Source organism: Pseudomonas sp. GCEP-101 (genome assembly GCF_025133575.1).
Lineage (GTDB): Bacteria > Pseudomonadota > Gammaproteobacteria > Pseudomonadales > Pseudomonadaceae > Pseudomonas > Pseudomonas nitroreducens_B.
Genome location: NZ_CP104011.1, coordinates 1,252,305 through 1,278,941 on the forward strand (window position 1 = coordinate 1,252,305; position 26,637 = coordinate 1,278,941).

Sequence of the window (26,637 nt, forward strand, 5' to 3'; positions counted from 1 at the left end):
ATTGGACACGACATTGATCAACGGCCGATGGCAATGGCCTGATTATTCATGATCCGCGGGGTAAGGAAAACCAGCAGCTCGTTCTTGCTGTCGGTCACGTAGTCGTTCTTGAACAGGCGGCCGATCATCGGCACGTCGCCCAGGAACGGCACCTTCGCCGTCGATTTGGTCTGGGTGTTGGAGAACACGCCACCGATCACGATGGTTTCGCCATCGTTGACCAGCACCTTCGCGTTCACCTCGTTCTTCTTGATCGGCGGTACGCCGTTCAGGGCGTTGGCGTAGTCCGGCTCGTCCTTGTTGACCTTCACTTCCATGATGATGCGGTTGTCCGGCGTGATCTGCGGGGTCACTTCCAGGGACAGCGCCGCTTCCTTGAAGGACACCGAGGTCGCACCGCTGGAGCTGGCTTCCTGGTACGGAATCTCCGAGCCCTTGAGGATCTTCGCGGTTTCCTTGTCGGAGGTGACGACCTTCGGCTGGGAAACCACTTCACCGTTACCGGTCTTCTCCATGGCATTGAGCTGCAGGTCCAGGATGGTGTTGCTGGTGGTGAAGCCGATGCTGATGCCCGAGGTCGGCGTGGTGTTCGACGCGCCGAGGTCGACGAAGGTATTGCCCGTGCTGTTGGTGCCGCCGGACACATCGAAGTTGCCGTGACCGGACAGCGAACCGCTCCAGTTCACGCCCAGCTCCTTGGTGTAGTCGACGTTGGCTTCGACGATGCGCGCCTCGATCATCACCTGGCGCACCGGGATGTCCAGCTGGGCGACGATGCGGCGCAGCTCGTCCAGGCGATCCTGGGTCTGGTAGGCGATGATGCTGTTGGTGCGATCGTCCACGGTGATCGAACCGCGGTTGTCGCCCTGGGCTGCCGCAGCAACGCCGGGCGCGCCACCACCGGTGCCGGTGACGGAGCTGAACAGCTTGGCGATGTCCGCCGCCTTGGCGTAGTTCACCTGGATCAGTTCACGGCGCAGGGGCGCCAGTTCGGAAATCTGCTTCTGCGCTTCCAGCTCCTGGCGTTCGCGGGCGGCGATCTCGTCAGCCGGCGCGACCAGCAGGACGTTGCCGACCTTGCGCTTGTCCAGGCCCTTGGTCTTGAGCACCAGATCCAGCGCCTGGTCCCACGGCACGTTCTGCAGGCGCAGAGTGATGTTGCCCTGCACGGTGTCCGAGGCGACGAGGTTCAGGTCGGTGAAGTCGGCGATCAGCTGCAGAACCGAACGCACGTCGATGTCCTGGAAGTTCAGGGACAGTTTTTCGCCGGTATAGGCGAAGCTGTCCTTCTTGCGCTTCTCGGCATCGTCCTGGGTCAGCGGCTTGATGCTGACGGTCATGCGATTGTCGGTCTGATAGACGAGGTAGTCGTACAGGCCGGTCGGCTCGATGGTGATGCTGGCCTTGTCGCCAACGGCGGAGGCGTTGACCAGTTGCACCGGGGTCGCGAAGTCCTTCACGTCCAGGCGCACGCGCAGGTTGTCCGGCAGCTGGGTGCGCGGGAAGTCCAGGCGGATCTTGCCGCCCTGCTCCTGGATGTCGGGACTGACGGTCGGATCGGACAGGTCGATGACGACGTTGCCTTCACCCTGCTCGCCACGCTGGAAATCGATATTGCGGATCGCCTTGCCGGCCGGGATATACGGCTTGGGCTGCGCCGGCTTGGCCGCCGGAGCCGGAGACGGCGCCGCGGAAGCGTAGGAGGCCGCTGGCGCGCCGCCGGCGCCGACCACGACGTACAGGTTGGAACCCTCGGCACGGGTGGTGTACGGCACCAGCGTCGCCAGGTTGACGATGAGGCGGGTACGGTCCTTCGCCTCGACCACGGTCAGGCTGCGGGCGTTGCCCACCCCCAGTTCGCGGTTCTTGCTGCCCAGCTTGTTCTGCACACCCGGCAGGTCCAGCGCAATGCGCGCGGGCTGCTCGATGGTGTAGCCACGTGGCGCCGCCACTGGCTCATCGAAGCCGAGCTTGAGTTCCACGCGGTCGCCCGGCAGGGCCGCCACGTCGACGCTCTGCAGGTTTGCAGCCAGCAGGGTCGGTGCGAATACGGCCGCGAGCACGGAAATGCCCAGGCGGGAAAGCGTTTTATTCATCGTCTGAATCCGTCGTGCAGACTGCTGTTTGTTATCCATGTTCATCCCCGCCCTTAGGAGCGTTCCTTGAGAGTCAGGCTGCGCGGACGCTCCAGCCAGCCACCCTCACCATCAGGAACGATTTCAATCACGTCGATCTTGGCTTCGCTGATCGCAACGATCTTGCCGTCGTTGCGACCGAGGTAATCCCCCACTCGCACCCGGTGCACCCCTCCTGCACCTTTCACGAGAGCGAATACCTGACTGTCCTTGGCCAGGGTGCCGACCATTTCGAAGGTTTCGATGTTGAAGCCTTCGAGGAACTGCTTGACCCGCGTTTCATCGGGCTTGATGACCTTGTTGCCCTTCTGCTTGACCGCCAGGTCGATCTTCACCGGCGGCTGGAACGGGCTGCGCAGGGACGCTGCACTGTAGGTGAAGGCCTCGTACGCCTGGAACTTGGGCAACGGCTCGATGGTGCCCTTCGGCCGGGCCCGTACCTCGTCCATGTAGGCCTGCAGATCGGCGAAGTCGCTTCCCGAGCCGCAACCATTGAGCGTCAGGAGCAGGAAACTGCAAACGATCAGGCGCCCCCTCATTTTTTCGCTCCTGTCTTCGCAGCAGCCGCCGGGGCAGTAGCCTTCACGCCCTTGTCGTTGTACCGGTAGGTTTTCGCCAGGATGCTCATGCGCAGCTTGGACGTGCTGTCCGAGCTGGCCGGCTTGATGTCGAAATCATGCAGCGTGACGATCCGCGGCAGGCTGGATACGCCACTGACGAAGGTCGCCAGGTCGTGATAACCACCCACCACGCTGATCTGGATCGGCAGCTCGATATAGAACTGCTGCGCCACTTCCGGCAGCAGCTTGATCTCTTCGAACTCCAGGCCACTGCCCAGGCCGGTGCGGGTAATGTCCTCCAGCAGGCCAGGCACTTCGGTGTCGCTGGGCAGCTGACGCAACAGGGCGCCGAAGGACTCTTCCATCTCCTTCATCTGCACCTTGTAGGCCTCCAGGTTCGCCGCCTGGAAGGCCTTGGACGAGAACTGCTGCTTGAGGGTCTGCTCTTCCTCGCGATTGCGGTCGAGCTGGTCCTGCAGATCCTTCAGGTGGAAGTTGTAGCCCAGCGCCAGCACCACGGCCATCAGCAGAATGCAGGCGATGACCTTGACCGCCGCCGGCCAGGAACCGAGGTTATTCAGGTCAAGATCGTTGATGTCGATCTTGCGCAAGCTCTCCAGAGAACTGGCCAGACTCATTTCTTGGCTCCTTGCGCGGTACTCTTCTTGTCCTGCTCATCGCCAGGCTGGGTCTGCTGCACGGTCAACTGGAAGACGTTGGCCTGGTCCAGAGCGCCCTGGGTGACCGCTTTCACCTCGGTCAGGTTCGGAGAGGTCAGCCACTCCGAGGCATCCAGGTTGCGCATGAGATTGGAGACGCGGTTGTTGGATTCAGCCGCTCCAGCAATCGCGATGGACTTGCCGGACATCTTCAGCTCAGTGAAGAACACGCCATCGGGCAGGGTGCGCACCAGTTGGTCGAACACCCGGCCGATGATCGGACGGTTACCCTGCAGGTCCTGAATGATCTTCATCCGTTCCAGCAACTGCTGGCGGCGCGTCTTCAGCTCGCTGATTTCCTTGATGCGCGCATCCAGCACGGCGATTTCCTTGCGCAGGAAGTCGTTGCGCGCGCCCTGGTTCTCGATGGCCGAGTTGAAATACTGGTCGCCGAGGAACACCACTGCCCCCGACGCGACCAGCACCGCCCCGAGAATCACCAGGAAGCGCTGCTTGCGCTCCTCGCGCAGCTGCTCCCGCCACGGCAATAGGTTGATGCGTGCCATCAGTCGAAACTCCTCATCGCCAGACCGCAGGCAATCATCAGCGCCGGCGCATCACTGGCCAGCGCACCGGCGTTGACCTTGCCGCTCAGCACCATGTCGGCGAACGGGTTGGCTACCAGGGTCGGAGTGCCGATCTTCTGCTGGATCAGGCGATCCAGGTCGGGGATGGACGCCGTGCCACCGGCGAGCAGGATGTAATCCACGTCGTTGAACTGGCCGGCCGCGAAGAAGAACTGCAGCGAACGGGACACCTGCTGTACCACGGCGTCCTTGAACGGTTGCAGCACTTCGCTGTCGTAGTCATCCGGAAGACCGCCCTGCTTCTTCGCAAGACCGGCTTCCTCGACCGACAGGCCGTAGCGACGCTGGATTTCCTCGGTCAGCTGGCGCCCACCAAAGAGCTGTTCGCGGGTATAGATGGTGCGACCATGGTGCAGGACGCTGAGCGTGGTCATGGTGGCGCCGATGTCCACCACCGCAACTGTGAGCTCGTCGGCATTGCCGCCCAACTGGTCTCCCAGCAGACTGAACGCTCGCTCCAGCGCATAGGCTTCAACATCGACGACCTTGGCCGTCAGGCCCGCGAGCGCCAGCGCAGCTTCGCGCACCTCGACGTTCTCCTTCCGGCAAGCGGCAAGCAGAACATCGACGCGATCCGCGTTGCGCGCGGACGTGCCCTGCACCTCGAAGTCGATCGCAACCTCTTCGAGGGGATAGGGGATGTACTGATCGGCCTCGATCTTGAGCTGGTTTTCCAACTCATCGTCCGAGAGTCCGCCGTCCATCTCGATGGTTTTAGTGATGACCGCCGAGCCGGCAACGGCGACCGCAGACGTCTTCACCGCGGTCCGCGCCTTGGCGACCACGCGTGACAACGCCTGGCCGACACCCTCCAGCTCAGCGATGTTCTTTTCTACCACTGCATTGGGCGGGAGCGGCTCCACAGCATAGGCCTCTACCTTGTAGCGGCCTCCAGAGCGGCTCAATTCGAGAAGTTTGACCGAAGTCGAACTGATGTCTATCCCCAGCAGCGTGTTCGCTTTCTTATTGAAGAGCCCTAGCACGACTGATTTCCTATCAGCATCCGAGACTTACGGACGATTTATGTTTTTCCACATTAGATACCAGACTTGACACCTGCGCAAATGGCTCGCCAGCAAAAAAACTGCTTATAATGTGATCAGCTTTTCTCTTTTTACCGCGCCATCCGCTTAACTCTTTCTTTTCTCTGGAAATCCAAGACCTTCCCGATGCGCCTGCTGAAGTTTCTGTGGTGGACCTGTGTCACCATTATTTGTGGAGTGCTGCTCAGTTTCAGCGGCGCCTATCTGTACCTCAGCCCGAACCTCCCGTCCGTGGAGGCCTTGCGCAACGTGCGCTTGCAGATGCCGCTGCGCGTGTACAGTGCTGATAACAAATTGATAGCAGAGTTTGGCGAGATGCGCCGAACGCCGATTCGATTTGCTGAAATCCCCCCGGATTTCACCCACGCACTGTTATCGGCTGAAGATGACAATTTCGCCAACCATTATGGCGTGGACGTCAAAAGCCTGATGCGTGCTGCCGCGCAATTATTGAAGACCGGCCACATCCAGACCGGCGGCAGTACCATCACCATGCAGGTGGCGAAGAACTACTTCCTCACCAACGAACGCAGTTTCTCCCGCAAGATCAACGAGATATTGCTCGCCCTGCAGATCGAGCGCTCGCTCACCAAGGACGAGATCCTCGAGCTCTACGTCAACAAGATCTACCTGGGCAACCGCGCCTACGGCGTCGAAGCCGCCGCCCAGGTGTATTACGGCAAGTCCATCAAGGACCTGAGCCTGGCGCAGATGGCGATGATCGCCGGTCTGCCCAAGGCGCCGTCGCGCTACAACCCGCTGGCCAACGCCGCGCGCAGCCTGGAGCGTCGCAACTGGATCCTCGAGCGCATGCTCAAGCTGGGCTTCATCGACCAGGCGCGCTACCAGGCCGCCATCCAGGAGCCGGTGGGCGCCTCGTACCATGTACAGACGCCGGAGCTGGCCGCCCCCTACATCGCCGAGATGGCCCGCGCCGAACTGGTCGGCCGCTTCGGTGGCGATGCCTATACCGAGGGCTATCGCGTCTACACCACCGTGCGCAGTGACCTGCAGGAGGACGCCAACACCGCCCTGCGCGAAGGCCTGCAGGACTACGACCAGCGCCATGGCTACCGCGGGCCGGAAACCCGCCTGCCGGGCAAGACCCGTGACGCCTGGCGCCAGGCGATTGCCGAGCAGCGCCCGCTGGGCGGCCTGGAGCCGGCCATCGTCACCCAGGTCGAGAAGAGCGGCGCCATGGTCATGACCCGCGACGGCAAGGAAGAAGCCCTGAGCTGGGACGGCATGAAATGGGCCCGCCCGTACCTGAGCAACAACAGCATGGGCCGCATGCCCAGCCAGCCCAGCGACGTGGTGCAGGCCGGTGACGTGATCCGCGTGCAACGCAAGAGCGATGGCTCGCTGCGCCTGACCCAGGTGCCGGCCGCGCAGAGCGCGCTGGTGTCCCTGCATCCGCAGGACGGCGCGATCATGGCGCTGGTCGGCGGCTTCTCCTTCGAGCAGAGCAACTACAACCGCGCCACCCAGGCCCGTCGCCAGCCCGGTTCCAGCTTCAAGCCGTTCATCTACAGCTGCGCGCTGGACAACGGCTTCACCGCCGCCTCGCTGATCAACGACGCCCCGGTGGTGTTCTACGACGAGTACCTGGACAAGGTCTGGCGGCCGAAGAACGACACCAACACCTTCCTCGGCCCGATCCCCATGCGCGAGGCGCTGTACAAGTCGCGCAACATGGTGTCGATCCGCATCCTCCAGGCACTGGGCGTCAATCGCGCACGGGACTGCATCAGCAAGTTCGGCCTGAACAAGGACGACCTGCCGCCGAACCTGTCCATGGCCCTGGGCACCGCGACCCTGACGCCGATGGAAATCGCCGGCGCGTGGACCGTCTTCGCCAACGGCGGCTTCAAGGTCTCCCCCTACATCGTCCAGCGCATCGAAAGCCGCGACGGGCAACTGCTGTACCAGGCCAACCCGCCCAGCATTCCCCACGACGAGGAACAGGTGCCGGCGCAACCGGAAGCAGCCAGCACCGACGCCTTCGGCAATGACGACCCGACCCAGGCCAAGACTACCGTCGAGCCGGCCGCCGCCGAGCGCGTCATCGACGCCCGCACCGCCTACATCATGACCAGCATGCTGCAGGACGTGATCAAGCGCGGCACCGGCCGCCGGGCCCTGGCGCTCAAGCGTGATGACCTGGCGGGCAAGACTGGCACCACCAACGAGTCCAAGGACGCGTGGTTCTCCGGCTACAACGCCGACTACATGACCACCGTCTGGGTCGGTTTCGACCAGCCGGAAAGCCTCGGTCGCGCGGAATACGGCGGCAACGTCGCCCTGCCGATCTGGATGCGCTACATGGGCGCGGCGCTCAAGGACAAGCCGTCGCACCTGCTGCCCGAGCCGCCCGGCCTGATCAGCCTGCGCATCGACCCGGTGACCGGTCGCGCGGCAGGCCCCGGCACGCCGGGCGCGTACTTCGAACTGTTCAAGAAGGAGGACACGCCTCCAACGATGAGCGAGCTGCCTCGCGGCAGCGCTCCGGGCGGCGGCATGCCGGCGGACGAAGAAGCGCCCATCGACCTGTTCTGACACGAAGGCCCCTCTGTGCAGGGGCCTTCTCATTTTCGGGAAGCGCTTCCGACAAAGTCATGGCGTTTCGCTAACGCATTGATTACTCTGGCGTTTGCGGCGGTGAACAACCCCAGGCGGCTGACCCCATCCGGTACGTCAGGGGCTTCCCGCGGCAACTTCGTCAGGAGGTCTGGATGCCCCGCTCCCTGCCAGGCTGGCTGTTCTGCCTGATCGCCCTGCTGCTGGGCGCGCCTTTGCTGCGCCTGCTCGCGCAACCCCGCCCGCTCGAACCTGCCCCTGATCTCGTCTACCTCGACCAGTTGTTCGCGGTGCTGATTGCCAGCGCCGGCCTGAGCGGACTGCTGATCGCCTTCCTGCTGCGCCTGGCCGGCCGAACGCTGGTTGCGCTGATCCTGCTGGTGCCGGCCATTGGCCTGTGCGCCTGGCACCTCACCCATACCCACCTCGGCCCGGTGTCGCCCACGGTTGAGCAATACCAGCTGCTGTTGGCTGGTTTGGCGGTGTATGCGCTGCTGCTGGTGGGTATCAACTGGCTGAACCGGGGCGCGCACGGGCCGCGTCGGGCGCTGCGCTACCTGGGCTTCGCCCTGTTGCTGCCGTGGTGTGTCGGGCTGTTCTACCTGGGGCGGCTCTACTACTGAGCCAGGTCACGCCAGGTCAGGTAGACACGCAGGTCGAACTCCAACTGGTGATAGCCGGGCAGCATGTGCTCGCAGAGCTGGTAGAACGCCTTGCTGTGATCGCGCTCCTTCAGGTGCGCCAGCTCATGCACGACGATCATCTGCAGGAACTCCGGGGCGGCGTCCTTGAACAGTGAGGCAACGCGGATTTCCTTCTTCGCCTTGAGCTTGCCGCCCTGCACGCGGGATATCGCGGTGTTCAGGCCCAACGCGCGCTGCACCACATCCAGCTTGTTGTCGTAGAGCACCTTGTCCACCGCCGGGGCGGTGCGCATGTATTGCTGCTTGAGGTCCATGGCATAGCCGTACAGCGCCTTGTCGCTCTGCACGTCGTGGCGACCGGGGTAGCGGCGCTCCAGGTAGTCGCCGAGGCGGTCCTGCTCGATGAGCTGGCGCACCTGGTCCTGGAGCTGTGGCGGATAGGCCTGGAGATAGCGAAGCGGCTGCATGGGAAACGACTGGCGGTCAGAACAGCCGCCAGTCTAGCGCATTTCCCACTCAGGCCCGCGCGCGGGTGCTATAGGCCTCGGTGCGATAGGGGAAGGCAATTTCGCTGCGCCCCTTCAGCGCCGGGTGCGTAGCGATCAGTTCGTGCAGTTGCTCGGCGACCCGCTGCTTCTGCTCGTCGGGCAGCGCGGCGATGAAGCTCACCGACAGAGTCCGCGCGACGATGACCTGCTCCGGCGGGCCGACATGCTGGTAGCTGAACTCGCGCAGGCGCAGATCCTCGAAGCGCGATCCGGCAAAGGCCCGGCGCCATTGCCCGGTGTGGAAACGCGGCGTGCTGCCTTCGTAGCGCTCGAGGATGCGCGTGACCTGGGCGACCCAATCGACGCGCTCGTCGCGCACGTTCCAGACCAGCCCCAGGTGGCCACCCGGACGCAGCACGCGATGGATTTCCGCCAGGGCGCGCTCGTCGGCGAACCAGTGGAAGGCCTGGGCGCAGGTCAGCGCATCGACGCTCTCCGCCGCCAGCGGCATCGCCTGGGCCGTGCCGTTGAGTACCTTCACGGCGGGCAGCGACGCACTGAGCTGCTCGCGCATCGCCGCCACCGGCTCGATCGCGGTGACCTGCGCGCCGCTGCGCAATAACAGCGAAGTGAACTTGCCGGTCCCGGCACCGAGGTCGACCACCTCCTTGCCGGCCCCGATGTCCAACGCCTCGCCCAGCCAGCCCAGCAACTCCTCGGGGTAGTCCGGGCGACCGTGGGCATAGGCCTTTGCCTCGCGGGTGAAACCTTCCTGCGCACTGCCATGTACATCCGTCATCGTGCCTCCAGAGCCTGCCCGGCGAGCACCAGCGCTCAGCGGAATCGGCAGGCCTTGCCGTCCAGGTAACTACGGTAGCAGTTGAGCAGTCGCGCTTCCTTGATGCGGCAGCGCTTCTGCCGGCAGACGCTGGAAAACTCGAAGCGTCCACCCTCCGGGTCGGCCAACTGGATGCGGATCGCCGGCCAGCCGTTCTTCGGCGCTTTCGCCGGCGTACTGAGCACGCGATTCTCGTTCTCCACCAGGGCCGCGCCGGCTTCCGCGTAGTCGAAGACGAACAACAAGGTGCGCGAGGTCTTCAGCGTGCACTCCTGGTGAGTAAGGCAGTTCTGCGCGTCCACCGGCAGGTCCACCGGCAGGTCCACCGGCGGCCTGGGCGGCGGGGTCGCCGGCGCCGTCGGGCGCAGCGAACAGCCGGCGAGCAGGACCAGTAGCAGCAGGGAAAACCAGGCACGCAACATCGGGACTTCCTTCTGGCGGATACGAAAGAGCCCCGCAGGGCGGGGCTCTTCAGCTCTCTAGAAACAGAGCAGCAGCGGGAGCGGGATCAGTTGACCTTCGCTTCCAGCTCGCCCTTGGCGTAACGCTGGAACATGCCTTCCAGGGAGATCGGCTTGATCTTCGAGGCGTGGCCGGCGGTGCCGAAGGCTTCGTAGCGGGCGATGCAGACATCGCGCATGGCTTCGACGGTCTTGGCGAAGTATTTGCGCGGGTCGAACTCGCTGGGGTTCTTCGCCAGGAAGCGACGGATGGCACCGGTGGAGGCCAGGCGCAGGTCGGTATCGATGTTGACCTTGCGCACGCCGTACTTGATGCCTTCGACGATTTCCTCGACCGGCACGCCGTAGGTTTCCGGGATTTCGCCGCCGAACTCGTTGATGATCGCCAGCCAGTCCTGCGGGACGGAGGAGGAACCGTGCATCACCAGGTGGGTACCCGGAATGCGCGCGTGGATCGCCTTGATGCGGTCGATGGCGAGGATGTCGCCGGTCGGCGGCTTGGTGAACTTGTAGGCGCCGTGGCTGGTGCCGATGGCAATGGCCAGGGCGTCGACCTGGGTCTTCTTCACGAAGTCAGCGGCTTCTTCCGGGTCGGTCAGCAGCTGGCTGTGGTCCAGCACGCCTTCGGCGCCCACGCCGTCTTCCTCGCCGGCCATGCCGGTTTCCAGGGAGCCCAGGCAGCCCAGCTCACCTTCCACCGACACGCCACAGGCGTGGGCGAAGGCAACGGTCTGCTGGGTGACGCGGACGTTGTATTCGTAGTCGGCCGGGGTCTTGCCGTCTTCCTTCAGCGAGCCGTCCATCATGACCGAGGAGAAGCCCAGCTGGATGGAGCGCTGGCAGACGTCAGGGCTGGTGCCGTGGTCCTGGTGCATGCACACCGGGATATGCGGGAATTCTTCGATGGCGGCGAGGATCAGGTGGCGCAGGAAGGGCGCACCGGCGTATTTGCGGGCGCCGGCGGATGCCTGGACGATCACCGGGGAATCGGTCTTGTCGGCCGCTTCCATGATGGCGCGCATCTGCTCGAGGTTGTTGACGTTGAAAGCCGGAACGCCGTAGCCGAACTCGGCGGCGTGGTCCAGCATTTGGCGCATGCTGATGAGTGCCATGGTCTCGCTTCTCCCAGAAGGCGGGCTCATTCACATGAACCCGTAAAGATAGGTGTGCAAGCCTGCCGCAGGGGCAGGCGGTGTTCAAGTAGTCCAGCACACGCCGGACAATCGGCGCTCAGCGCGCCTTGCAACCACGGCCGATCAGGTCGTTGCTCTCGACCCAGTAGACCACGCCCTGGTCGCCTTTGATGCTCAAGCCGATCAGCCCGTCGCTATAGAAAGCGCCGGAGCCGCCGGGTTCCTCTTCCAGATGATGCACTACGTCATCGTCCCCCAGTTGCAGGTCGACCACCGACCTGCTGGGGTCCACGTAATGCCAGCGCACCTCGGCCCCGCTGTCGCAGACCCAATGGTTCCAGCCGGTGCCCGTGCCGGCCTTGCCGCCGGACGAATGGCTGGAACAGCCGGCCAGCAGCGCAAGGGCCAGCACCGGGACGAAATAACGCAGCATCGGGCGATTCTCCTTCGGGCGGACGTGCCGCCGGATATCCAATGCGCCAGATTGCCCGTCCCGCCGCAGGAACGCCAGTGCCGCCCGCGCGTGAGCGCGGGCGGCACCGTCAGATCGTGAACCCGACCGCCGGGCGCTGCCTCAGGGGCAGTTCACCGGCTTCTGGCCAGGGGTCGGATCGCCGCTGCTCTGGCTTTCCACCCGTTCGCGGTTCTGGTCCGAGGGCACCATGACCGCGGGCGGGCTCATCACTTCACAGGTACTGGGGGCTGCGCCGCCTCCGGCGCACCCCACCAGCACCAGGCATAACGACAGCACGGGGGTGACAGCTCGCATGACCGTTCTCCTTGGCATCCGTACAAGGCTTGTGACCCGGGGATGCCGCAGAGGTTTGCTTTACTGTCGCCCGGCGGCGCCCGGAGCGTCAGGCTTTGGCGCGCTGCTCCAGCACTTCGACGGCCGGCAGGACCTTGCCCTCGACGAACTCGAGAAAGGCGCCACCGCCGGTGGAAATGTAGGAAATCTGCTCGCCGATGCCGTACTTGTCGATGGCCGCCAGGGTGTCGCCGCCACCGGCGATGCTGAACGCGGAGCCTTCGGCAATCGCCTTGGCCAGGGTCTTGGTGCCCTCGCCGAACTGGTCGAATTCGAACACGCCCACCGGGCCGTTCCACAGAATGGTCTTGGAGGTCTTCAGCAGCTCGGCGAACTGGGCGGCGGTCTTCGGGCCGATGTCCAGGATCATGTCGTCGTCGGCCACGTCGGCGATGTCCTTGACGGTGGCGACGGCGCTCTCGGCGAACTCCTTGGCGACCACGACATCCACCGGCAGCGGTACGCTGACCTTGGCGGCAATGGCCTTGGCGGTGTCGACCAGGTCGGCCTCGTACAGCGACTTGCCGACCTTGTGGCCAGCCGCGGCGAGGAAGGTGTTGGCGATGCCGCCGCCGACGATCAGTTGGTCGCAGATCTGCGCCAGGCTGTTGAGTACGTCGAGCTTGGTCGACACCTTGGAGCCGGCGACGATGGCCGCCATCGGGCGGGCCGGGTTGCCCAGGGCCTTGCCCAGGGCTTCCAGCTCGGCGGCCAGCAGCGGGCCGGCCGCGGCGACCTTGGCGAACTTGGCCACGCCGTGGGTCGAGCCCTCGGCGCGGTGGGCGGTGCCGAAGGCGTCCATGACGAACACGTCGCACAGGGCGGCGTATTGCTGGGCCAGTTCGTCGGCGTTCTTCTTCTCGCCCTTGTTGAAGCGCACGTTCTCGAACAGCACGACTTCACCCGGCTTCACCTCGACGCCGCCCAGGTAGTCCTTGACCAGCGGCACGGCGCGACCCAGGGCCTTGGCCAGGTAGTCGGCGACCGGCTGCAGGCTGTTCTCCTCGGAGAATTCGCCTTCGGTCGGGCGGCCCAGGTGCGAGCAGACCATCACCGCCGCGCCCTTCTCCAGGGCCAGCTTGATGGTCGGCAGCGAGGCCAGGATACGCGCGTCGCTCTTGACCACACCGTCCTTCACCGGAACGTTGAGGTCTTCGCGGATCAGTACGCGCTTACCTTGGAGGTCGAGGTCGGTCATCTTCAACACGGTCATGACAGTCAGTCCTGTAGGGGCTGTTTGATTAACGTTCGGTAGCGGCGACACGCAGGAAATGCCCTGCAGTGTCGAGCATGCGGTTGGCGAACCCCCACTCGTTGTCGAACCAGGCCAGCACGTTCACCAGCCGGGGGCCGGAAACGCGGGTCTGGCTGCCATCGACGATGGCCGAGTGCGGGTCATGGTTGAAATCGCAGCTGGCGTGGGGCAGCTCGGTGTACGCCAGCAGGCCTTTCAACGGACCGTCGGTGGCGGCCTGGCGCAGCACGCGGTTGATCTCGTCGGCCGACGTATCGCGGGAGACCTGCAGCGTGATGTCCAGGGCCGAGACGTTCACCGTCGGCACCCGAATGGCTTTGGCCTGGATTCGCCCGGCGAGTTCCGGCAACAGGCGTTCGATGCCGCGCGCCAGCCCCGTGGACACCGGGATCACCGACTGGAAGGCCGAGCGCGTGCGGCGCAGGTCTTCGTGGTGGTAGGCGTCGATCACCGGCTGGTCGTTCATCGCCGAGTGGATGGTGGTGATCGAGACGTACTCGATGCCCACGGCCTCGTTCAGCAGCTTGAGCAGCGGCACGCTGCAGTTGGTGGTGCAGGAGGCGTTGGACACCAGCGTCTCGGAGCCGGATAGGCCCTGCTGGTTGATGCCGAAAACCACGGTGGCGTCGATGTCCGCCTCGCTGGCCATCGGTTGGGAGAACAGCACCCGTGGCGCACCGGCGCCAAGGAAGCGCTCGCCGTCGGCACGGGTGTGGTAGACGCCGGAGCATTCGAGCACCAGGTCGATGTCCAGGGCGCGCCAGTCGATGGCCTCGGGTTCGGCTTCGCGGAACACCTTCACGCAGTCGCTGCCGACATGCAGGCAGCCATCGGCCACGCTCACCTCGCCGGGGAAGCGGCCGTGGGTGGAGTCGAAGCGGGTCAGGTATTCCAGGCTGGCCAGGTCCGCCAGGTCGTTCAACGCGACGATGGCGAACTCGGCCTTGGCGCCGCGCTCGTGCAGGGCACGGAACACGCAGCGACCGATGCGGCCATAGCCATTGAGGGCAACTCGGTAAGGGCGCTTGGACATTGTTATCCCTTGGTGATCGTCGCAGGAGCGGGCTTGCCCGTGAATCGAGCGAAGCGGTTCGCGAGCAAGCTCGCTCCTGCAAGAGCCGGATCAGGCGTCGAGCAGCTCGGCAGCGACTTCCAGCACGTTCTCGACGGTGAAGCCGAAGTGCTCGAACAGCGCCGGGGCCGGGGCCGACTCACCGAAGGTGGTCATGCCGATCACGCGGCCTTCCAGGCCCACGTACTTGTACCAGTAGTCGGCGTGGGCGGCTTCGATGGCGATGCGCGCACCCACCTGGACCGGCAGAACGGCCTGCTTGTAGCCGGCGTCCTGCTGGTCGAAGACGCTGGTGGACGGCATGGACACCACGCGCACCTTGCGGCCTTCGGCGCTGAGCTTGTCGAACGCCTGCACCGCCAGGCCGACTTCGGAGCCGGTGGCGATCAGGATCAGTTCCGGCTCGCCGTCGCAGTCCTTGAGTACGTAGGCGCCACGGGCCACGTCGGCCAGCTGAGCGGCGTCGCGCGGCTGGTGCGGCAGGTTCTGGCGGCTGAAGATCAGCGCGGACGGGCCGTCGGCACGCTCGATGGCGTATTTCCAGGCCACCGCGGACTCCACGGCATCGGCCGGGCGCCAGGTGTCCAGGTTCGGGGTCAGGCGCAGGCTGGCCAGTTGCTCGATCGGCTGGTGGGTCGGGCCGTCTTCGCCCAGGCCGATGGAGTCATGGGTGAACACGTAGAGCACGCGCTGCTTCATCAGGGCGGACATGCGCACCGCATTGCGGGCGTATTCCATGAAGATCAGGAAGGTCGCGCCATAGGGGATGAAGCCGCCATGCAGGGCCACGCCGTTCATGATGGCGCTCATGCCGAACTCGCGAACGCCGTAGAACACGTAGTTGCCATTGGCATCGTCCGCACTCACGCCCTTGCAGCCTTTCCACAGGGTCAGGTTGGAACCGGCGAGGTCGGCGGAGCCGCCGAGGAACTCCGGCAGCAGCGGGCCGAAGGCGTTCAGCGCGTTCTGGCTGGCCTTGCGGCTGGCGATGGTTTCGCCCTTGACGGCGACGTCGGCGACGTAAGCCGCGGCCTTCTCGGCGAAGTCGGCCGGCAGCTCACCGGCAACGCGGCGCTGGAACTCGGCGGCCAGTTCCGGGTGCGCGGCCTGGTAGGCGGCGAAGCGCTTGTTCCACTCGGCCTCGGCGGTGGCGCCAGTGTCCTTGGCGCTCCACTCGGCGTAGATGTCCGCCGGGATCTCGAACGGCGCGTGGTTCCAGCCCAGCGCGGCGCGGGTGGCGGCCACTTCGTCGACGCCCAGGGCGGCGCCGTGGCTTTCTTCCTTGCCCTGCTTGTTGGGCGAGCCGAAGCCGATGATGGTCTTGCAGCAGATCAGGGTCGGCGCGTCGCTCTTGCGGGCGGTCTCGATGGCGGTCTTGATCTCGTCGGCATCATGCCCGTCGACGTTGCGGATCACCTGCCAGCCGTAGGCCTCGAAGCGCTTGGGGGTGTCGTCGGTGAACCAGCCGTGGACTTCGCCGTCGATGGAGATGCCGTTGTCGTCGTAGAAGGCGATCAGCTTGTTCAGGCGCAGGGTGCCGGCCAGCGAGGCGACTTCATGGGAGATGCCCTCCATCATGCAGCCGTCGCCCAGGAAGGCGTAGGTGTAGTGATCGACGATGCGGTGGCCGTCGCGGTTGAACTGCGCGGCCAGCACCTTCTCGGCCAGCGCCATGCCCACGGCGTTGGCGATGCCCTGGCCCAGCGGGCCGGTGGTGGTCTCAACGCCGGCGGTGTAGCCGTACTCCGGGTGGCCCGGGGTGCGCGAGTGCATCTGGCGGAAATTCTTCAGGTCATCGACGGTGACGTCGTAGCCGGTGAGGTGCAGCAGCGAATAGATCAGCATCGAGCCGTGGCCGTTGGACAGCACGAAGCGGTCGCGGTCGGCCCATTGCGGGTTGCTCGGGTTGTGCTTGAGGTAATCGCGCCAGAGCACTTCGGCGATATCCGCCATGCCCATGGGGGCGCCAGGATGGCCGCTGTTGGCTTTCTGCACGGCATCCATGCTCAGTGCGCGGATGGCGTTGGCTCGCTCACGACGGCTGGGCATCGCTGAATCTCCTGCGGGGGCTGCTTCGAAAGATCGAAGGGAATGAAAAAAGGCCGGTATTTTCGCCCAGCCGGGCCCTGCGGGGCAATGACAGATCGGCAGATGCCTGATGCAAGGCACGCTCCTGCGCCGCCCCACTGGTCAAAAACCACTCATCCGCCAATATCAAAACTTTTTGATACAGCTATTGCCCGCCCCGGAACCCGCGACTAGACTGCGCCACCTATGAGTCTGCGCCTGCCCGAAATCCGCCACGACGATTGCGACCAGCTGGCTGCCCTGTGCAAGGCCGGCGGCGATCCGCTGCGGCTGAACGTGCTGCGGGTACTGGCCAACGATTCGTTCGGCGTGCTGGAACTGGCGCATATTTTCGGCGTGCGCCAGTCGGGCATGAGCCACCACTTGAAGGTGCTGGCCCAGGCCGGTCTGGTAGCCACCCGCCGCGAAGGCAACGCGATCTTCTATCGCCGCGCCCTGCCGCAGGCCGAGAGCCTGGGCGGCACGCTGCACGGCGCACTGCTCGAGGAAGTCGACGAACTGGCCCTGGCCGATGACGTCAGCGCCCGCATCGATGGCGTGCACGCCCAGCGTGCGGCCGTCAGCCGCGACTTCTTCGCCCGCAGCGCGGAGAAATTCCAGGCGACCCAGGACCTGATCGCAGGACTGCCGCAATACCGCGAAAGCGTGCTGGCGCTGCTCGATGCACTGAGCTTCGCCCCCGGCGCCACGGCGCTGGAAGTCGGCCCCGGCGACGGTGGATTCCTCCCGGAGCTGGCCCGGCGTTTCGATCAGGTCACCGCGCTGGACAACAGCGAGACCATGCTCGAAATGGCGCGGCAACGCTGCGCCAGTGAAGGTTTGAACAACGTCCGGCTGCGGCTGGCCGACGCCCTGCGGGATGTCGACGACGCGGCGGATTGCGTGGTGCTGAACATGGTCCTGCACCACTTCGCCGCACCGGCCGAGGCCGTGAAGCAGCTGGCGCACCTGGTGAAACCCGGTGGCAGCCTGCTGGTGACCGAACTCTGCAGCCACGACCAGAGCTGGGCCCGCGAGGCCTGCGGGGATCTGTGGCTTGGGTTCGAACAGGAAGACCTGGCCCATTGGGCCGACGCCGCCGGGCTCGCGTCCGGCGAAAGTGTGTACATCGGTTTACGTAATGGCTTTCAGATCCAGGTACGGCACTTCGCCAAGCCGGATTCGCGAAGCGTCCTCACCCACCGGTAATTGAATAGGAACCGTTAGATGAGCGAATACTCTGTTTTCACCTCCGAATCCGTCTCCGAAGGCCATCCGGACAAGATCGCGGACCAGATTTCCGATGCGGTGCTCGACGCCATCATCGCCAAGGACAAATACGCCCGCGTGGCCTGCGAGACCCTGGTGAAGACCGGTGTCGCGATCATCGCTGGTGAAGTCACCACCTCCGCCTGGGTCGACCTGGAAGAGCTGGTGCGCAAGGTCATCATCGACATCGGCTACAACAGCTCCGACGTCGGCTTCGACGGCGCCACCTGCGGCGTGCTGAACATCATCGGCAAGCAGTCGGTGGACATCAACCAGGGCGTCGACCGCGCCAAGCCGGAAGACCAGGGCGCCGGCGACCAGGGCCTGATGTTCGGCTACGCCAGCAACGAAACCGACGTGCTGATGCCGGCGCCGATCTGCTTCTCCCACCGCCTGGTGGAGCGCCAGGCCGAAGCGCGCAAATCCGGCCTGCTGCCGTGGCTGCGCCCGGACGCCAAGTCCCAGGTCACCTGCCGCTACGAAAACGGCAAGGTGGTCGGCATCGACGCCATCGTCCTGTCGACCCAGCACAACCCGGAAGTCAGCTACAAGGACCTGCGCGAAGGCGTGATGGAGCTGATCATCAAGCAGGTGCTGCCGGCCGAACTGCTGCACAAGGACACCCAGTTCCACATCAACCCGACCGGTAACTTCGTGATCGGCGGCCCGGTGGGCGACTGCGGTCTGACCGGCCGCAAGATCATCGTCGACTCCTACGGCGGCATGGCCCGCCACGGCGGCGGCGCGTTCTCCGGCAAGGACCCGTCCAAGGTCGACCGTTCCGCCGCCTACGCCGGCCGCTACGTGGCCAAGAACATCGTCGCTGCCGGCCTGGCCGAGCGTTGCGAGATCCAGGTGTCCTACGCCATCGGCGTGGCCCAGCCGACCTCCATCTCGATCAACACCTTCGGCACCGGCAAGATCGGCGACGACAAGATCGTCCAGCTGGTCCGCGAGCACTTCGACCTGCGCCCGTACGCGATCACCAAGATGCTCGACCTGCTGCACCCGATGTACCAGCCGACCGCGGCCTACGGCCACTTCGGTCGCAACCCGTTCGAAATGACCTACGACGGCGACACCTTCACCGCCTTCACCTGGGAGCGCACCGACAAGGCTGCCGCCCTGCGTGACGCCGCCGGCCTGTAAGACCGCCAGCGAGAAAAAGCCCCGCCTCGGCGGGGCTTTTTCGTTTCGGCTGCCAACGCATGCGTAGGAGCGAGGGGGACGCCGAGCTCTTGCCCGCGAACAGCCCGGGCGACGGCATTGGGCGGTTCGCGAGCAAGCTCGCTCCTACAATCACCGGCGTCCGACACCACACAACGAAGCCTCCTTCCTGTCCCTCGGCATCGACCTCCGTGCCGCACTTCTAGGCTGCCCCGCACATCACCGCGCCGAGGCCCGCCATGCCCCCTCTCATTCTCGTCCTGCTGCTTTGCCTGGCCTTCGCCGCCCAGGCCTGTCCCGACTGGCCAGCGGAACAAGCGACCCGACAGATCGACGCCCTGCGCGGGCAACTGCAGGAATGGGATGACGCCTACCATCGGGACGGCCACTCCCCCGTCACCGACGAACTCTACGACCAGGCGCGCGAGCGACTGCGGCAGTGGCAGGCGTGCTTCCCCCTCGTCGCTGCCGTGCCCGAGACGCCGCTGGCCAGCAGCGCGGGCGACGTCCGCCACCCGGTGGCGCACACCGGCCTCGACAAGCTGGCCGATGCCAAGGCAGTGAGCGACTGGCTGGCGCATCGTCGCGATCTCTGGGTGCAACCCAAGGTCGACGGCGTGGCAGTCACGCTGGTCTACCGCGATGGACGCTTTACCCAGGCCATCAGCCGCGGCGACGGTACCGCCGGGCAGGACTGGACCGCCAACGCGCAACGGATTGCCGCCATTCCAAAGCAGCTGCCTGGCGAGCGCGGCCGCCTGGTACTGCAGGGCGAGCTGTACTGGCGCCTGCCGCAGCACGTGCAGGCCCGCCAAGGCGGTGCGGGCGCGCGCGGCAAGGTCGCCGGGCTGATGGCACGCAAGACGCTGGGCGACGAAGGTGCCCAGATCGGCCTGTTCGTCTGGGAACTGCCAGATGGCCCGCTGGAAATGCCGCAGCGCCTCGCCCGCCTGCGCCAGCTCGGCTTTGCCGACAGCGCCGAGTTGACCGAAGCGGTCGCCAGCCAGGCGGACATCGAGGCCTGGCGCGAGCGATGGTTTCACCACCCCCTGCCCTTCGCCAGCGACGGCATCGTCATTCGCCAGGGTCGTCGGCCGCCGGGCAAGGCCTGGAGTGCCCAGGCGCCAGGCTGGGCGGTGGCCTGGAAATACCCGCACCAGCAGGCATTGGCCGAGGTCCGACGCGTGGAGTTCAAGGTCGGGCGCAGCGGCCGGGTGACGCCCGTGCTGCATCTCGCACCCGCGGAGCTGGATGGGCGCACCATCCAGCGCGTCGGCGCCGGTTCGCTCAAGCGTTGGCGCAGCCTCGACGTTCGCCCCGGCGACCAGGTCGCCATCGCCCTCGCCGGGCTGACCATCCCACGGCTGGACGGTGTGGTCTGGCGCTCGCCGACGCGTGCGGAGGTATCGGCGCCGCTTGACGGCCAATACGACGCCCTCTCCTGCTGGCGCCCCACCGCGGGCTGCGAGGAGCAATTTCTCGCGCGCCTGGAGTGGCTGGGTGGCAAGAACGGGTTGGGGCTGTCCGGCGTCGGCCCGGGCACCTGGCGCCGCCTGCACGACGCCGGGCTGCTTCAGGGCCTGCTCGATTGGATGACCCTGACACCCGAGCGGCTGGCGCAGGTTCCAGGCCTTGGCGAGCGCAGCGCCGCCATGCTGAACCAACAATTCCTGCTGGCCCGCCAACGCTCGTTCGCAACCTGGCTGCGCGCCCTGGGAGCGCCCTTCCCCGCCGCCCACCCGGCGGGTGAAGACTGGTCGGCCCTCGCCGCTCGCAGCACCGCGCAATGGCAGGAGCTGCCCGGCATCGGCACGGTACGCGCCGCGCAGCTGCAAGCCTTCTTCAACGCGCCGGAGGTCGCGCACCTGCGTGAGCAGTTGCACGACCTCGGCATCAGCGGTTTCTGAGCGCCTCAGCGCATCTGGAAGGCTTCCTGGTGGAAGCGCCCGCTCGGCATGCCCTGGCGGCGCAGGTCACGGCGCAGCAGCTCGGCCAGCGCCTGCGGGCCACAGAACCAGACACTCGGCCAACGCCCCTGCCCACCGGGCTGCAACCCCAGGTCGGCGGCCTGCAGGTAGCCTTCGCTCTCGCTGTAATGAACGCGCAGATCGATGCGCGGCAGGTCAGTACACAGCTCGCGCAGGCGACCGGCGTAGATGGCGTCGGACGGGGAGCGCACGCAGTACAGCAGCGTGACTTCCGGGCAGTCCTGGGGCCGCCCCTGCAGTGACTCCAGCCAGGCCAGGAACGGCGTGATGCCGATGCCGCCGGCGATCCACACCTGGCGCTCGCCCTTGTCGCGGCGGAAGTCGAAGCGGCCGTACGGCCCTTCCACCTTCACCGGATCACCGACCTTCAGGCTGTCCTGCAGGCGTTGGGTGTAGTCCCCCAGCGCCTTGATGCTGAAGCGCACCTCGCCGTTGCCCTGGTCGCCACTGGAGATGGTGAAGGGATGCTGGCCCTCCAGGCGATTGCAGGTGAGGAAGGCGAACTGTCCGGCGCGGTGCTGCCAGCGGCCCTGGAGTTTGCAGGTGACTTCCAGCATGCGCTCGCCGGGGCGCTCGACCGCCACCACGATACCTTCATGGGTGCGCCGGCGGCCGATCTGCCCGGTCAACGACCAGAGCGCGCACAGGCTGCCCACCAGCGCACAGAAGGCGACCAGCCAGCCGATGGGCTGCGTCCAGTAGCCTGCCGGCGCCAGCACCACGGCGTGGAAGGCGAGCACCAGATAGACCACAGCGAGGGTTTTGTGAACGTAGCGCCACAGGTGGTACGGGAAACGCTGCCAGAGGGTAATGACCAGCATCGCCCCCAGCAACCAGGCCGACCACTCGCCCAGTTCCTTGGCCGAGCCACGGAATACGTCGAGGAATGTCTCCACCCGCGGCCCCTTGACGGGTCTGCCGATGAATCTGGCGAGCAGCGGCCCGCCCAATTCCAGCAGGTAGTGCAGCAGCCCCAGCACGATGGCCAGGATGCCGGCCCACTTGTGCGCGCGGTACATGCGATCGAGGCCGTCGAGGGGCTTTTCCAGCCACACCGGGCGCACCGCCAGCAGCATGATCAGCGACATCAGCGCAAAGGACGCAACGCCGGTGAAGAGAATGGCCTGCTTGCGCACGACCCAGATGTCCAGCGCGGCCGGTGGGTCGATCCACAGGGCCAGGCCAAAGCTGGCGGCCATGGCCAACAATACGATCCAGATGATTTTCATGAGTCCTCCCAAGGGCGCCAACACGGCGGCCCAGGTGGAAGCTGGCGGGTTCTTCTGAATTATCCCTTAATTTAGAAGGGTCTTTAGACGCAGAGCCGCGATGCCATGACTCATGTCAACGGCCGCGTCCTTCGCTATGCTCGGCACATTCCTAGATACCAGTTGTTTGCCATGCGTCTGCGAGTCCTGTCCGATCTTCACCACGAACATTTCCCCAATGGCCACCGCGTGCTTCCTACTGCCGAAGCGGACGTCGTGGTACTGGCGGGAGACATCCATGAGCACCTGCAGGGGCTGCACTGGGCGCGTGAGGAATTCCCCGACAGTGAAATCATCTACGTCGCCGGCAACCATGAGTTCTATCACTCCGACCTGCCCGAACTGGTCCAGGCCATGCGCAACCTGGCCCGGGCGCTGAACATCCACTTCCTCGAACAGGATGCGGTGGTCGTGGGGGGCGTTCGCTTCCTCGGCGCGACGTTATGGACGGATTTCCAGCTCTACGGCGACCGCGCATCAGCGCTCGCCTACGAGCAGGCAGACCTGCTGATGCCGGAATTCAGCTCGGTGGATTACTTCGGCCAACCCTTCACGCCGGCCAAGAGCCGTGAACTGTGCCATGCCAGCTGCGAATGGCTGGCAGCCGAACTGGCCCAACCCTTCGCCGGCCCCACGGTGGTGGTGACCCACCACGCGCCCAGCCCCCGCTCGATTCCCGCGGATTACGTCGGCGACGCCCTGTCGCCCGCCTTCGCGTCGAACCTCGACGACCTGGCTGAACGCTGCGACCTGTGGATCCACGGACATGTGCACACGTGCCTCGACTACCGCATCGGCGCCGCACGCATCGTCGCCAACCCCGGGGGCTATCCCGGCGAGGACAACGGCTTCGACCCTTGCCGGGTCATCGATCTCTAGCGTGCCAGCTCACCGGACGATGGTGGGTTATGCGTCAGTTCGTTCGGCGACAGCTCACTGAAGAAACGCCAGATTTCCGCGGGCCCATCCAGCTCCGGGTCGACCCGCCCCAGCAGCCGCGGCGGCCGGTACAGCGGCTGCGGCAGCAGATGCCCGCCCCCGAACACCGTTACCAGCTCCACTGGCGGCCGGCCCTCGGCAGTCCAGCGCTGCCGCTGCGTCCACACCGGGCCGGGCTGGGTCAGCTTGTCCACCTGCGGCTCGCCGCCCTGGCCATTGCGCCGAGCCAGGGCGAGGGCGGATTCCTCGGCCGCCAGGACATTGCCGCGATCCCCCAGGCCGAACAGGGTGACCCGGCCGCCGGCGTAAGGATTGATCGGGTCGCGGGTGCCGTTCATCAACAGCGCGGCCATGGGGCGGTCGGCAGGAAGGCAGGCGTCGTTGTCGGCGGCGGGCAGGTTGGCAGCCACCGCGGCAATGCCATTGACCTTGTCCGGCGCTTCGGCGGCCAGGCGCAGGGCCATCTGCCCGCCATTGGAGTAGCCCGTGGCGAAGACCCGCGCAGGGTCGACGCCGCGCTCGCGCTGCAGGCGTTCGATCATCTGCGAGAGGAAGCCGACGTCGTCGATGTTCAGCCGCCGTGCGCTGTAGGCGGCCACCCGCCGGCAATCGTTCCAGTGTCCCTCGAAACCATCGGGGTACAGCACCAGGAACCCGTCGCGGTCGGCCAGGGCATCGAATCGGTAGCCGCTGTCGCGGCGCATGCGCTCGCCGTTGCTCTGCGAACTGTGCAGGACCACCAGCAGCGCCGGATGCTCGGCCAGTTTCCGCGGCACGTAGAGCACATAGCTGCGTCGCCGCTCGCCCTGGCGCACCGAGGCATCCTCGCTGCTGCCGCTCAGTTGAGGCCGCTGCGTCAACTCACCGGGCACGTACCACCAGGCGCCCGCCATCAGCGCCAGCACCAACAGCGCGATGAGTGTCTGCACGATCCGCATCGTCAGCCGCATACCGCCACTCCTTGCCCGCCCGGCGGGCCTTGCGAGTCCGGCCTGATCCCGAGGCATTTGTCCCAGGGCAGCCTCTGCCTTGCCCTTCCATGGCACACTCTAGCCGCTGACTCCAACGTCATAGTGTTTGGTAACCAAGGATTCTGAAAATGTTCCGAAGCTCTGCCCTGATGGCCGCCGTTCTCGCCCTCGGCTGCGCAAGCCCATTGCTCGCCGCCGAGGCCGCCAAGCCACCGCTGACCGGCTGCGCCGCCAAGCGTGCGGCGCTCGAAACCCAGCTGGAGCACGCCAAGGCCCAGGGCAACGGCAACCGCGTCGCCGGGCTGCAGACCGCACTGGAAAAGGTGAAGACCTATTGCACCGACGCCGGTCTGGCGCAGGAACGCAAGCAGAACGTGCTGGATGCCGAGAAGGAAGTCGCCCAGCGCGAGCAGGACCTGCGCAAGGCGATGAACAAGGGCGACGCCGCGAAGATCGAGAAGCGCAAGGACAAGCTGGCCGAGGCCCGCGCCGAGCTGGAGCAGGCCAAGCGCGATCTAGAGGAGTAAGGCCGCGCCCGGGAGCCGCCTCTGAGGGGCCGCGCTGTCTGTAGGAGCGAGCTTGCTCGCGAAGCGCGTCGCGGCGCACCTCTACAGGACAGCACAGGCCGCCAGCGCGCTTAATCCGGCGGCCTGATCGCGAGCAAGCTCGCTTCTACGAAAAGCAGCGGCGCAGAAGGTCTGGCGTCAGAGCGCGCGGAATTTCTTGTGGCACGCTTCGCAGGCGTCTTCCACCGCGGCGAAGTCCTTGCGCACGCCCTCGGGCGTCGGCGTGGCGTTGCGGGTGTTCTCGCCCAGCGCGCGGACGGCCTGTTCGAAGGTCTTGGCATCGGCCTGGAACTCCAGCTGGCGTTGCCAGATTTCCGCCTTGGCGCGGGTGTCGTCGCTTTCCACCTGCTCGGCCGGCGGCTGGGTGCTGGGGAAGTACTGCCAGGGCTTGTCGGCCAGCTCACCGAGCTTGCTGGAGCCGGCGCGGAACTTCTCCCCATCGAAGGGGATACGGCCACGCAGCATGCCGCCCATGTCCTCGCTGGTCTTGAGCATCTCCTTGAACACCGCCTGGCGCTTGTACTCCGGCGAGTTGGGGTCCTGGCGATGGCAGCCGGCGAGCGCCGTGCCGGCAAGCAGCAGAACGAGCAGGGTCTTCAACTTCATAGGGAAACTCATGTAGGACAGGCGGACACGGAAGCGCCGGATTATCCGCCCCGATTTCCGAATGTTCCAGATCACCCTCCAGAAGCTGCGGCTATCCGCCGCAGCCGCGCACGTTTCGTTCAGCCGGCGTTCAGGCCCGTATACCGTCAGGCCGACACCACGAAGATCGCGATGATCAGGCCCATGCCGAGGAACCAGACCAGCGAGCGCAGCAGCGCCAGGTCGGCGATGTAGAAGATCAGGTAGAGCAGGCGGCTGGTGACCCAGGCGATCGCCAGGCGGTCGATGGTGGCGGGTTCGGCGTTGTTGACCACGTAGGCGATGATTACCGCGGCAGCGAAGGCTGGCGTCACCTCGAAGCTATTCATCTGGAAGGCATTGGCGCGCTTGCGGTAGCCCTCCAGGGTGGCGAGGAAGGTGCGCGGGTCATGGTTCTGCCGCGGGCCGAAGCCGCCGCCGGTGAACTTGGCGATGCTGGTGCCCACGTAGGGCAGGAAGATCGCGATCAGGACGCACCAGAAGGCAATGGGCATGGCGATACTCTCGTCGAGGGGAAAGCGCGCAGCTTAGGCCATTGATGCAGGCTGGGTCCTTGACCGGCCTGGCACCCCGGCACGTAGCGCGGGCCAATTCTCAGAGCTTCATCACCAGCATGCCCGCCAGCACCAGGCTGCACGCCGCCAGGCGCGGCAGGCCGAACGGCTCCTTGAGGAAGCGCATGCCCAGCAGCACCACCAGCAGCACGCTGGTCTCGCGCAGGGCGGCGGCCTCGGCGATGGAACCCAGCTGCATGGCCCAGAGCACCAACCCATAGCTGAGCAGCACGCAGAAGCCCACGCTCAGGCCGAGCTTCCAGTCGTTGATCCAGAACTTGGCAAAGGCCCGGGTGCGCCCCACCAGGGCGACCAGCGGGAACGGCAGGCCGGACAGCAGCGACAGCCAGACCAGGTAGTCCACTGGCCGAGGCCAGAGCTTCAGCGCGTTGCCGTCGGTCCAGGTGTAGCTGCCGATGCACAGGCCCATCAGCAGCACGGTGGGATAGGCGATCCACGGCAGCGTCGAGCCGCCGCCCCCCTTGAGCAGGAACAGCATGCCGAGGGGGATCAGCAGGATGCCGAGGATCTGCTTGTCGCTGAGGTGCTCGCCGCCGAAGGTCAGGGTCAGCGCCAGCACCACCAGCGGCGACAGCCCGCGCATCAGCGGGTAGACCAACCCCAGGTCGCCGACCTTGTACGCCTGGATCAGCAGCACCCGGTAGACCAGTTGCAGGGCGACGGCGGTCAGCAGCCAGGGCCAGACCGCGGCCGGCGGCAGCTCGATCCACGGCAGCAGGAGCAGCGCGGCGGCCAGGCCGACCACGTCCATGCAGGCCACCACCAGCAGGCGGTCGTTGCTGAACTTGACGAGGGTGTTCCAGGTGGCGTGCAGCAGGGCGGCGAGCAGCACCAAGGTGGTGGCGAGCACGAAGACGAACTC

The 26,637-nt window shown here is 65.7% G+C and carries 26 protein-coding genes; 7 read left to right on the plus strand and 19 right to left on the minus strand.

Annotation, left to right across the window (positions count from 1 at the left end; translation table 11 throughout):
• Positions 1 to 17: 17 nt before the first annotated feature.
• Genes pilQ through N0B71_RS05720 form a run of 5 tightly spaced genes read right to left on the minus strand, consistent with a single transcriptional unit; the run spans position 18 to position 4,984 of the window.
• Positions 18 to 2,096, minus strand: a complete 2,079-nt coding sequence (pilQ, locus tag N0B71_RS05700; RefSeq protein WP_259757760.1) for a type IV pilus secretin PilQ — start codon at positions 2,094 to 2,096, stop codon at positions 18 to 20.
• A 53-nt stretch (positions 2,097 to 2,149) separates the two neighbouring features.
• Positions 2,150 to 2,674 (minus strand): type 4a pilus biogenesis lipoprotein PilP, encoded by a 525-nt coding sequence (gene pilP / locus N0B71_RS05705; RefSeq protein WP_259757761.1) that lies wholly within the window; start codon positions 2,672 to 2,674, stop codon positions 2,150 to 2,152.
• Positions 2,671 to 3,333: a type 4a pilus biogenesis protein PilO gene (pilO, locus tag N0B71_RS05710; RefSeq protein ID WP_259757763.1), complete on the minus strand. Its 663-nt coding sequence runs from the start codon at positions 3,331 to 3,333 to the stop codon at positions 2,671 to 2,673. Before pilO ends, pilP begins: the two co-directional genes overlap by 4 nt.
• Complete coding sequence (pilN, locus tag N0B71_RS05715) at positions 3,330 to 3,920, minus strand: type 4a pilus biogenesis protein PilN (protein ID WP_259757764.1); 591 nt, start codon at positions 3,918 to 3,920, stop codon at positions 3,330 to 3,332. Before pilN ends, pilO begins: the two co-directional genes overlap by 4 nt.
• Complete coding sequence (locus tag N0B71_RS05720; protein WP_017520515.1) at positions 3,920 to 4,984, minus strand: pilus assembly protein PilM; 1,065 nt, start codon at positions 4,982 to 4,984, stop codon at positions 3,920 to 3,922. Before N0B71_RS05720 ends, pilN begins: the two co-directional genes overlap by 1 nt.
• A gap of 186 nt (positions 4,985 to 5,170) precedes the next feature.
• Here N0B71_RS05720 and N0B71_RS05725 point away from each other — a divergent pair, with 186 nt between their 5' ends.
• Positions 5,171 to 7,600 (plus strand): penicillin-binding protein 1A, encoded by a 2,430-nt coding sequence (locus N0B71_RS05725; RefSeq protein ID WP_259757765.1) that lies wholly within the window; start codon positions 5,171 to 5,173, stop codon positions 7,598 to 7,600.
• Positions 7,601 to 7,776: 176 nt separating this feature from the next.
• Entirely contained in the window at positions 7,777 to 8,244 is a 468-nt protein-coding gene (locus N0B71_RS05730) for a hypothetical protein (protein WP_259757766.1), read from the plus strand.
• On the opposite strand, the gene N0B71_RS05735 is transcribed toward N0B71_RS05730, so the two are convergent.
• The 9 genes from N0B71_RS05735 to tkt form a co-directional block, all read right to left on the minus strand.
• Entirely contained in the window at positions 8,238 to 8,732 is a 495-nt protein-coding gene (locus N0B71_RS05735; protein ID WP_259757767.1) for a YgjP-like metallopeptidase domain-containing protein, read from the minus strand. The genes N0B71_RS05730 and N0B71_RS05735 overlap by 7 nt on opposite strands.
• Positions 8,733 to 8,781: 49 nt before the next feature.
• Entirely contained in the window at positions 8,782 to 9,552 is a 771-nt protein-coding gene (locus N0B71_RS05740; protein ID WP_259757768.1) for a class I SAM-dependent methyltransferase, read from the minus strand.
• 35 nt (positions 9,553 to 9,587) lie between these two features.
• Positions 9,588 to 10,013: a hypothetical protein gene (locus N0B71_RS05745; RefSeq protein WP_259757769.1), complete on the minus strand. Its 426-nt coding sequence runs from the start codon at positions 10,011 to 10,013 to the stop codon at positions 9,588 to 9,590.
• A gap of 86 nt (positions 10,014 to 10,099) precedes the next feature.
• Positions 10,100 to 11,164 carry a class II fructose-bisphosphate aldolase gene (gene fba / locus N0B71_RS05750; protein ID WP_152226796.1) on the minus strand — a complete coding sequence of 355 codons (1,065 nt, stop codon included), beginning with the start codon at positions 11,162 to 11,164 and terminating at the stop codon, positions 10,100 to 10,102.
• Positions 11,165 to 11,282: 118 nt separating this feature from the next.
• Positions 11,283 to 11,618 carry an MliC family protein gene (locus N0B71_RS05755; protein ID WP_259757771.1) on the minus strand — a complete coding sequence of 112 codons (336 nt, stop codon included), beginning with the start codon at positions 11,616 to 11,618 and terminating at the stop codon, positions 11,283 to 11,285.
• Positions 11,619 to 11,759: 141 nt separating this feature from the next.
• Complete coding sequence (locus N0B71_RS05760) at positions 11,760 to 11,954, minus strand: hypothetical protein (RefSeq protein WP_259757772.1); 195 nt, start codon at positions 11,952 to 11,954, stop codon at positions 11,760 to 11,762.
• Between the two features lie 88 nt (positions 11,955 to 12,042).
• Positions 12,043 to 13,206, minus strand: a complete 1,164-nt coding sequence (locus tag N0B71_RS05765) for a phosphoglycerate kinase (RefSeq protein ID WP_259757774.1) — start codon at positions 13,204 to 13,206, stop codon at positions 12,043 to 12,045.
• 28 nt (positions 13,207 to 13,234) lie between these two features.
• Positions 13,235 to 14,281, minus strand: a complete 1,047-nt coding sequence (gene epd / locus N0B71_RS05770) for an erythrose-4-phosphate dehydrogenase (RefSeq protein ID WP_259757775.1) — start codon at positions 14,279 to 14,281, stop codon at positions 13,235 to 13,237.
• A gap of 90 nt (positions 14,282 to 14,371) precedes the next feature.
• Positions 14,372 to 16,369, minus strand: a complete 1,998-nt coding sequence (gene tkt / locus N0B71_RS05775; RefSeq protein WP_259757776.1) for a transketolase — start codon at positions 16,367 to 16,369, stop codon at positions 14,372 to 14,374.
• Positions 16,370 to 16,594: 225 nt separating this feature from the next.
• Between tkt and N0B71_RS05780 the strand changes: the two genes are divergently transcribed.
• The 3 genes from N0B71_RS05780 to ligB all read left to right on the plus strand — a co-directional run bounded on the left by N0B71_RS05780 (position 16,595) and on the right by ligB (position 20,730).
• Positions 16,595 to 17,596, plus strand: a complete 1,002-nt coding sequence (locus N0B71_RS05780; protein ID WP_259757777.1) for an ArsR/SmtB family transcription factor — start codon at positions 16,595 to 16,597, stop codon at positions 17,594 to 17,596.
• A gap of 18 nt (positions 17,597 to 17,614) precedes the next feature.
• Complete coding sequence (gene metK / locus N0B71_RS05785) at positions 17,615 to 18,805, plus strand: methionine adenosyltransferase (RefSeq protein WP_259757778.1); 1,191 nt, start codon at positions 17,615 to 17,617, stop codon at positions 18,803 to 18,805.
• 257 nt (positions 18,806 to 19,062) lie between these two features.
• A complete protein-coding gene (ligB, locus tag N0B71_RS05790) occupies positions 19,063 to 20,730 on the plus strand; it encodes an NAD-dependent DNA ligase LigB (protein WP_259757779.1) in 1,668 nt (555 codons plus the stop codon).
• A 5-nt stretch (positions 20,731 to 20,735) separates the two neighbouring features.
• Here ligB and N0B71_RS05795 read toward each other — a convergent pair whose 3' ends face one another.
• Positions 20,736 to 22,040: a ferredoxin reductase family protein gene (locus N0B71_RS05795; RefSeq protein WP_259757780.1), complete on the minus strand. Its 1,305-nt coding sequence runs from the start codon at positions 22,038 to 22,040 to the stop codon at positions 20,736 to 20,738.
• A 171-nt stretch (positions 22,041 to 22,211) separates the two neighbouring features.
• Here N0B71_RS05795 and N0B71_RS05800 point away from each other — a divergent pair, with 171 nt between their 5' ends.
• Positions 22,212 to 22,958 carry a metallophosphoesterase gene (locus tag N0B71_RS05800; RefSeq protein ID WP_259757781.1) on the plus strand — a complete coding sequence of 249 codons (747 nt, stop codon included), beginning with the start codon at positions 22,212 to 22,214 and terminating at the stop codon, positions 22,956 to 22,958.
• On the opposite strand, the gene N0B71_RS05805 is transcribed toward N0B71_RS05800, so the two are convergent.
• Positions 22,955 to 23,968, minus strand: coding sequence for an alpha/beta hydrolase family esterase (locus N0B71_RS05805; protein ID WP_259757783.1), 1,014 nt, complete (start codon positions 23,966 to 23,968; stop codon positions 22,955 to 22,957). The genes N0B71_RS05800 and N0B71_RS05805 overlap by 4 nt on opposite strands.
• Positions 23,969 to 24,117: 149 nt before the next feature.
• Here N0B71_RS05805 and N0B71_RS05810 point away from each other — a divergent pair, with 149 nt between their 5' ends.
• Entirely contained in the window at positions 24,118 to 24,516 is a 399-nt protein-coding gene (locus N0B71_RS05810) for a DUF1090 domain-containing protein (RefSeq protein WP_259757784.1), read from the plus strand.
• Between the two features lie 177 nt (positions 24,517 to 24,693).
• Here N0B71_RS05810 and N0B71_RS05815 read toward each other — a convergent pair whose 3' ends face one another.
• From N0B71_RS05815 to N0B71_RS05825, 3 genes are all read right to left on the minus strand, one after another.
• Positions 24,694 to 25,161 (minus strand): c-type cytochrome, encoded by a 468-nt coding sequence (locus tag N0B71_RS05815; RefSeq protein ID WP_259757785.1) that lies wholly within the window; start codon positions 25,159 to 25,161, stop codon positions 24,694 to 24,696.
• A 146-nt stretch (positions 25,162 to 25,307) separates the two neighbouring features.
• A complete protein-coding gene (locus N0B71_RS05820) occupies positions 25,308 to 25,694 on the minus strand; it encodes an MAPEG family protein (RefSeq protein ID WP_259757786.1) in 387 nt (128 codons plus the stop codon).
• A 100-nt stretch (positions 25,695 to 25,794) separates the two neighbouring features.
• Positions 25,795 to 26,625, minus strand: coding sequence for an EamA family transporter (locus tag N0B71_RS05825; protein WP_259757787.1), 831 nt, complete (start codon positions 26,623 to 26,625; stop codon positions 25,795 to 25,797).
• Between the last annotated feature and the right edge of the window lie 12 nt (positions 26,626 to 26,637).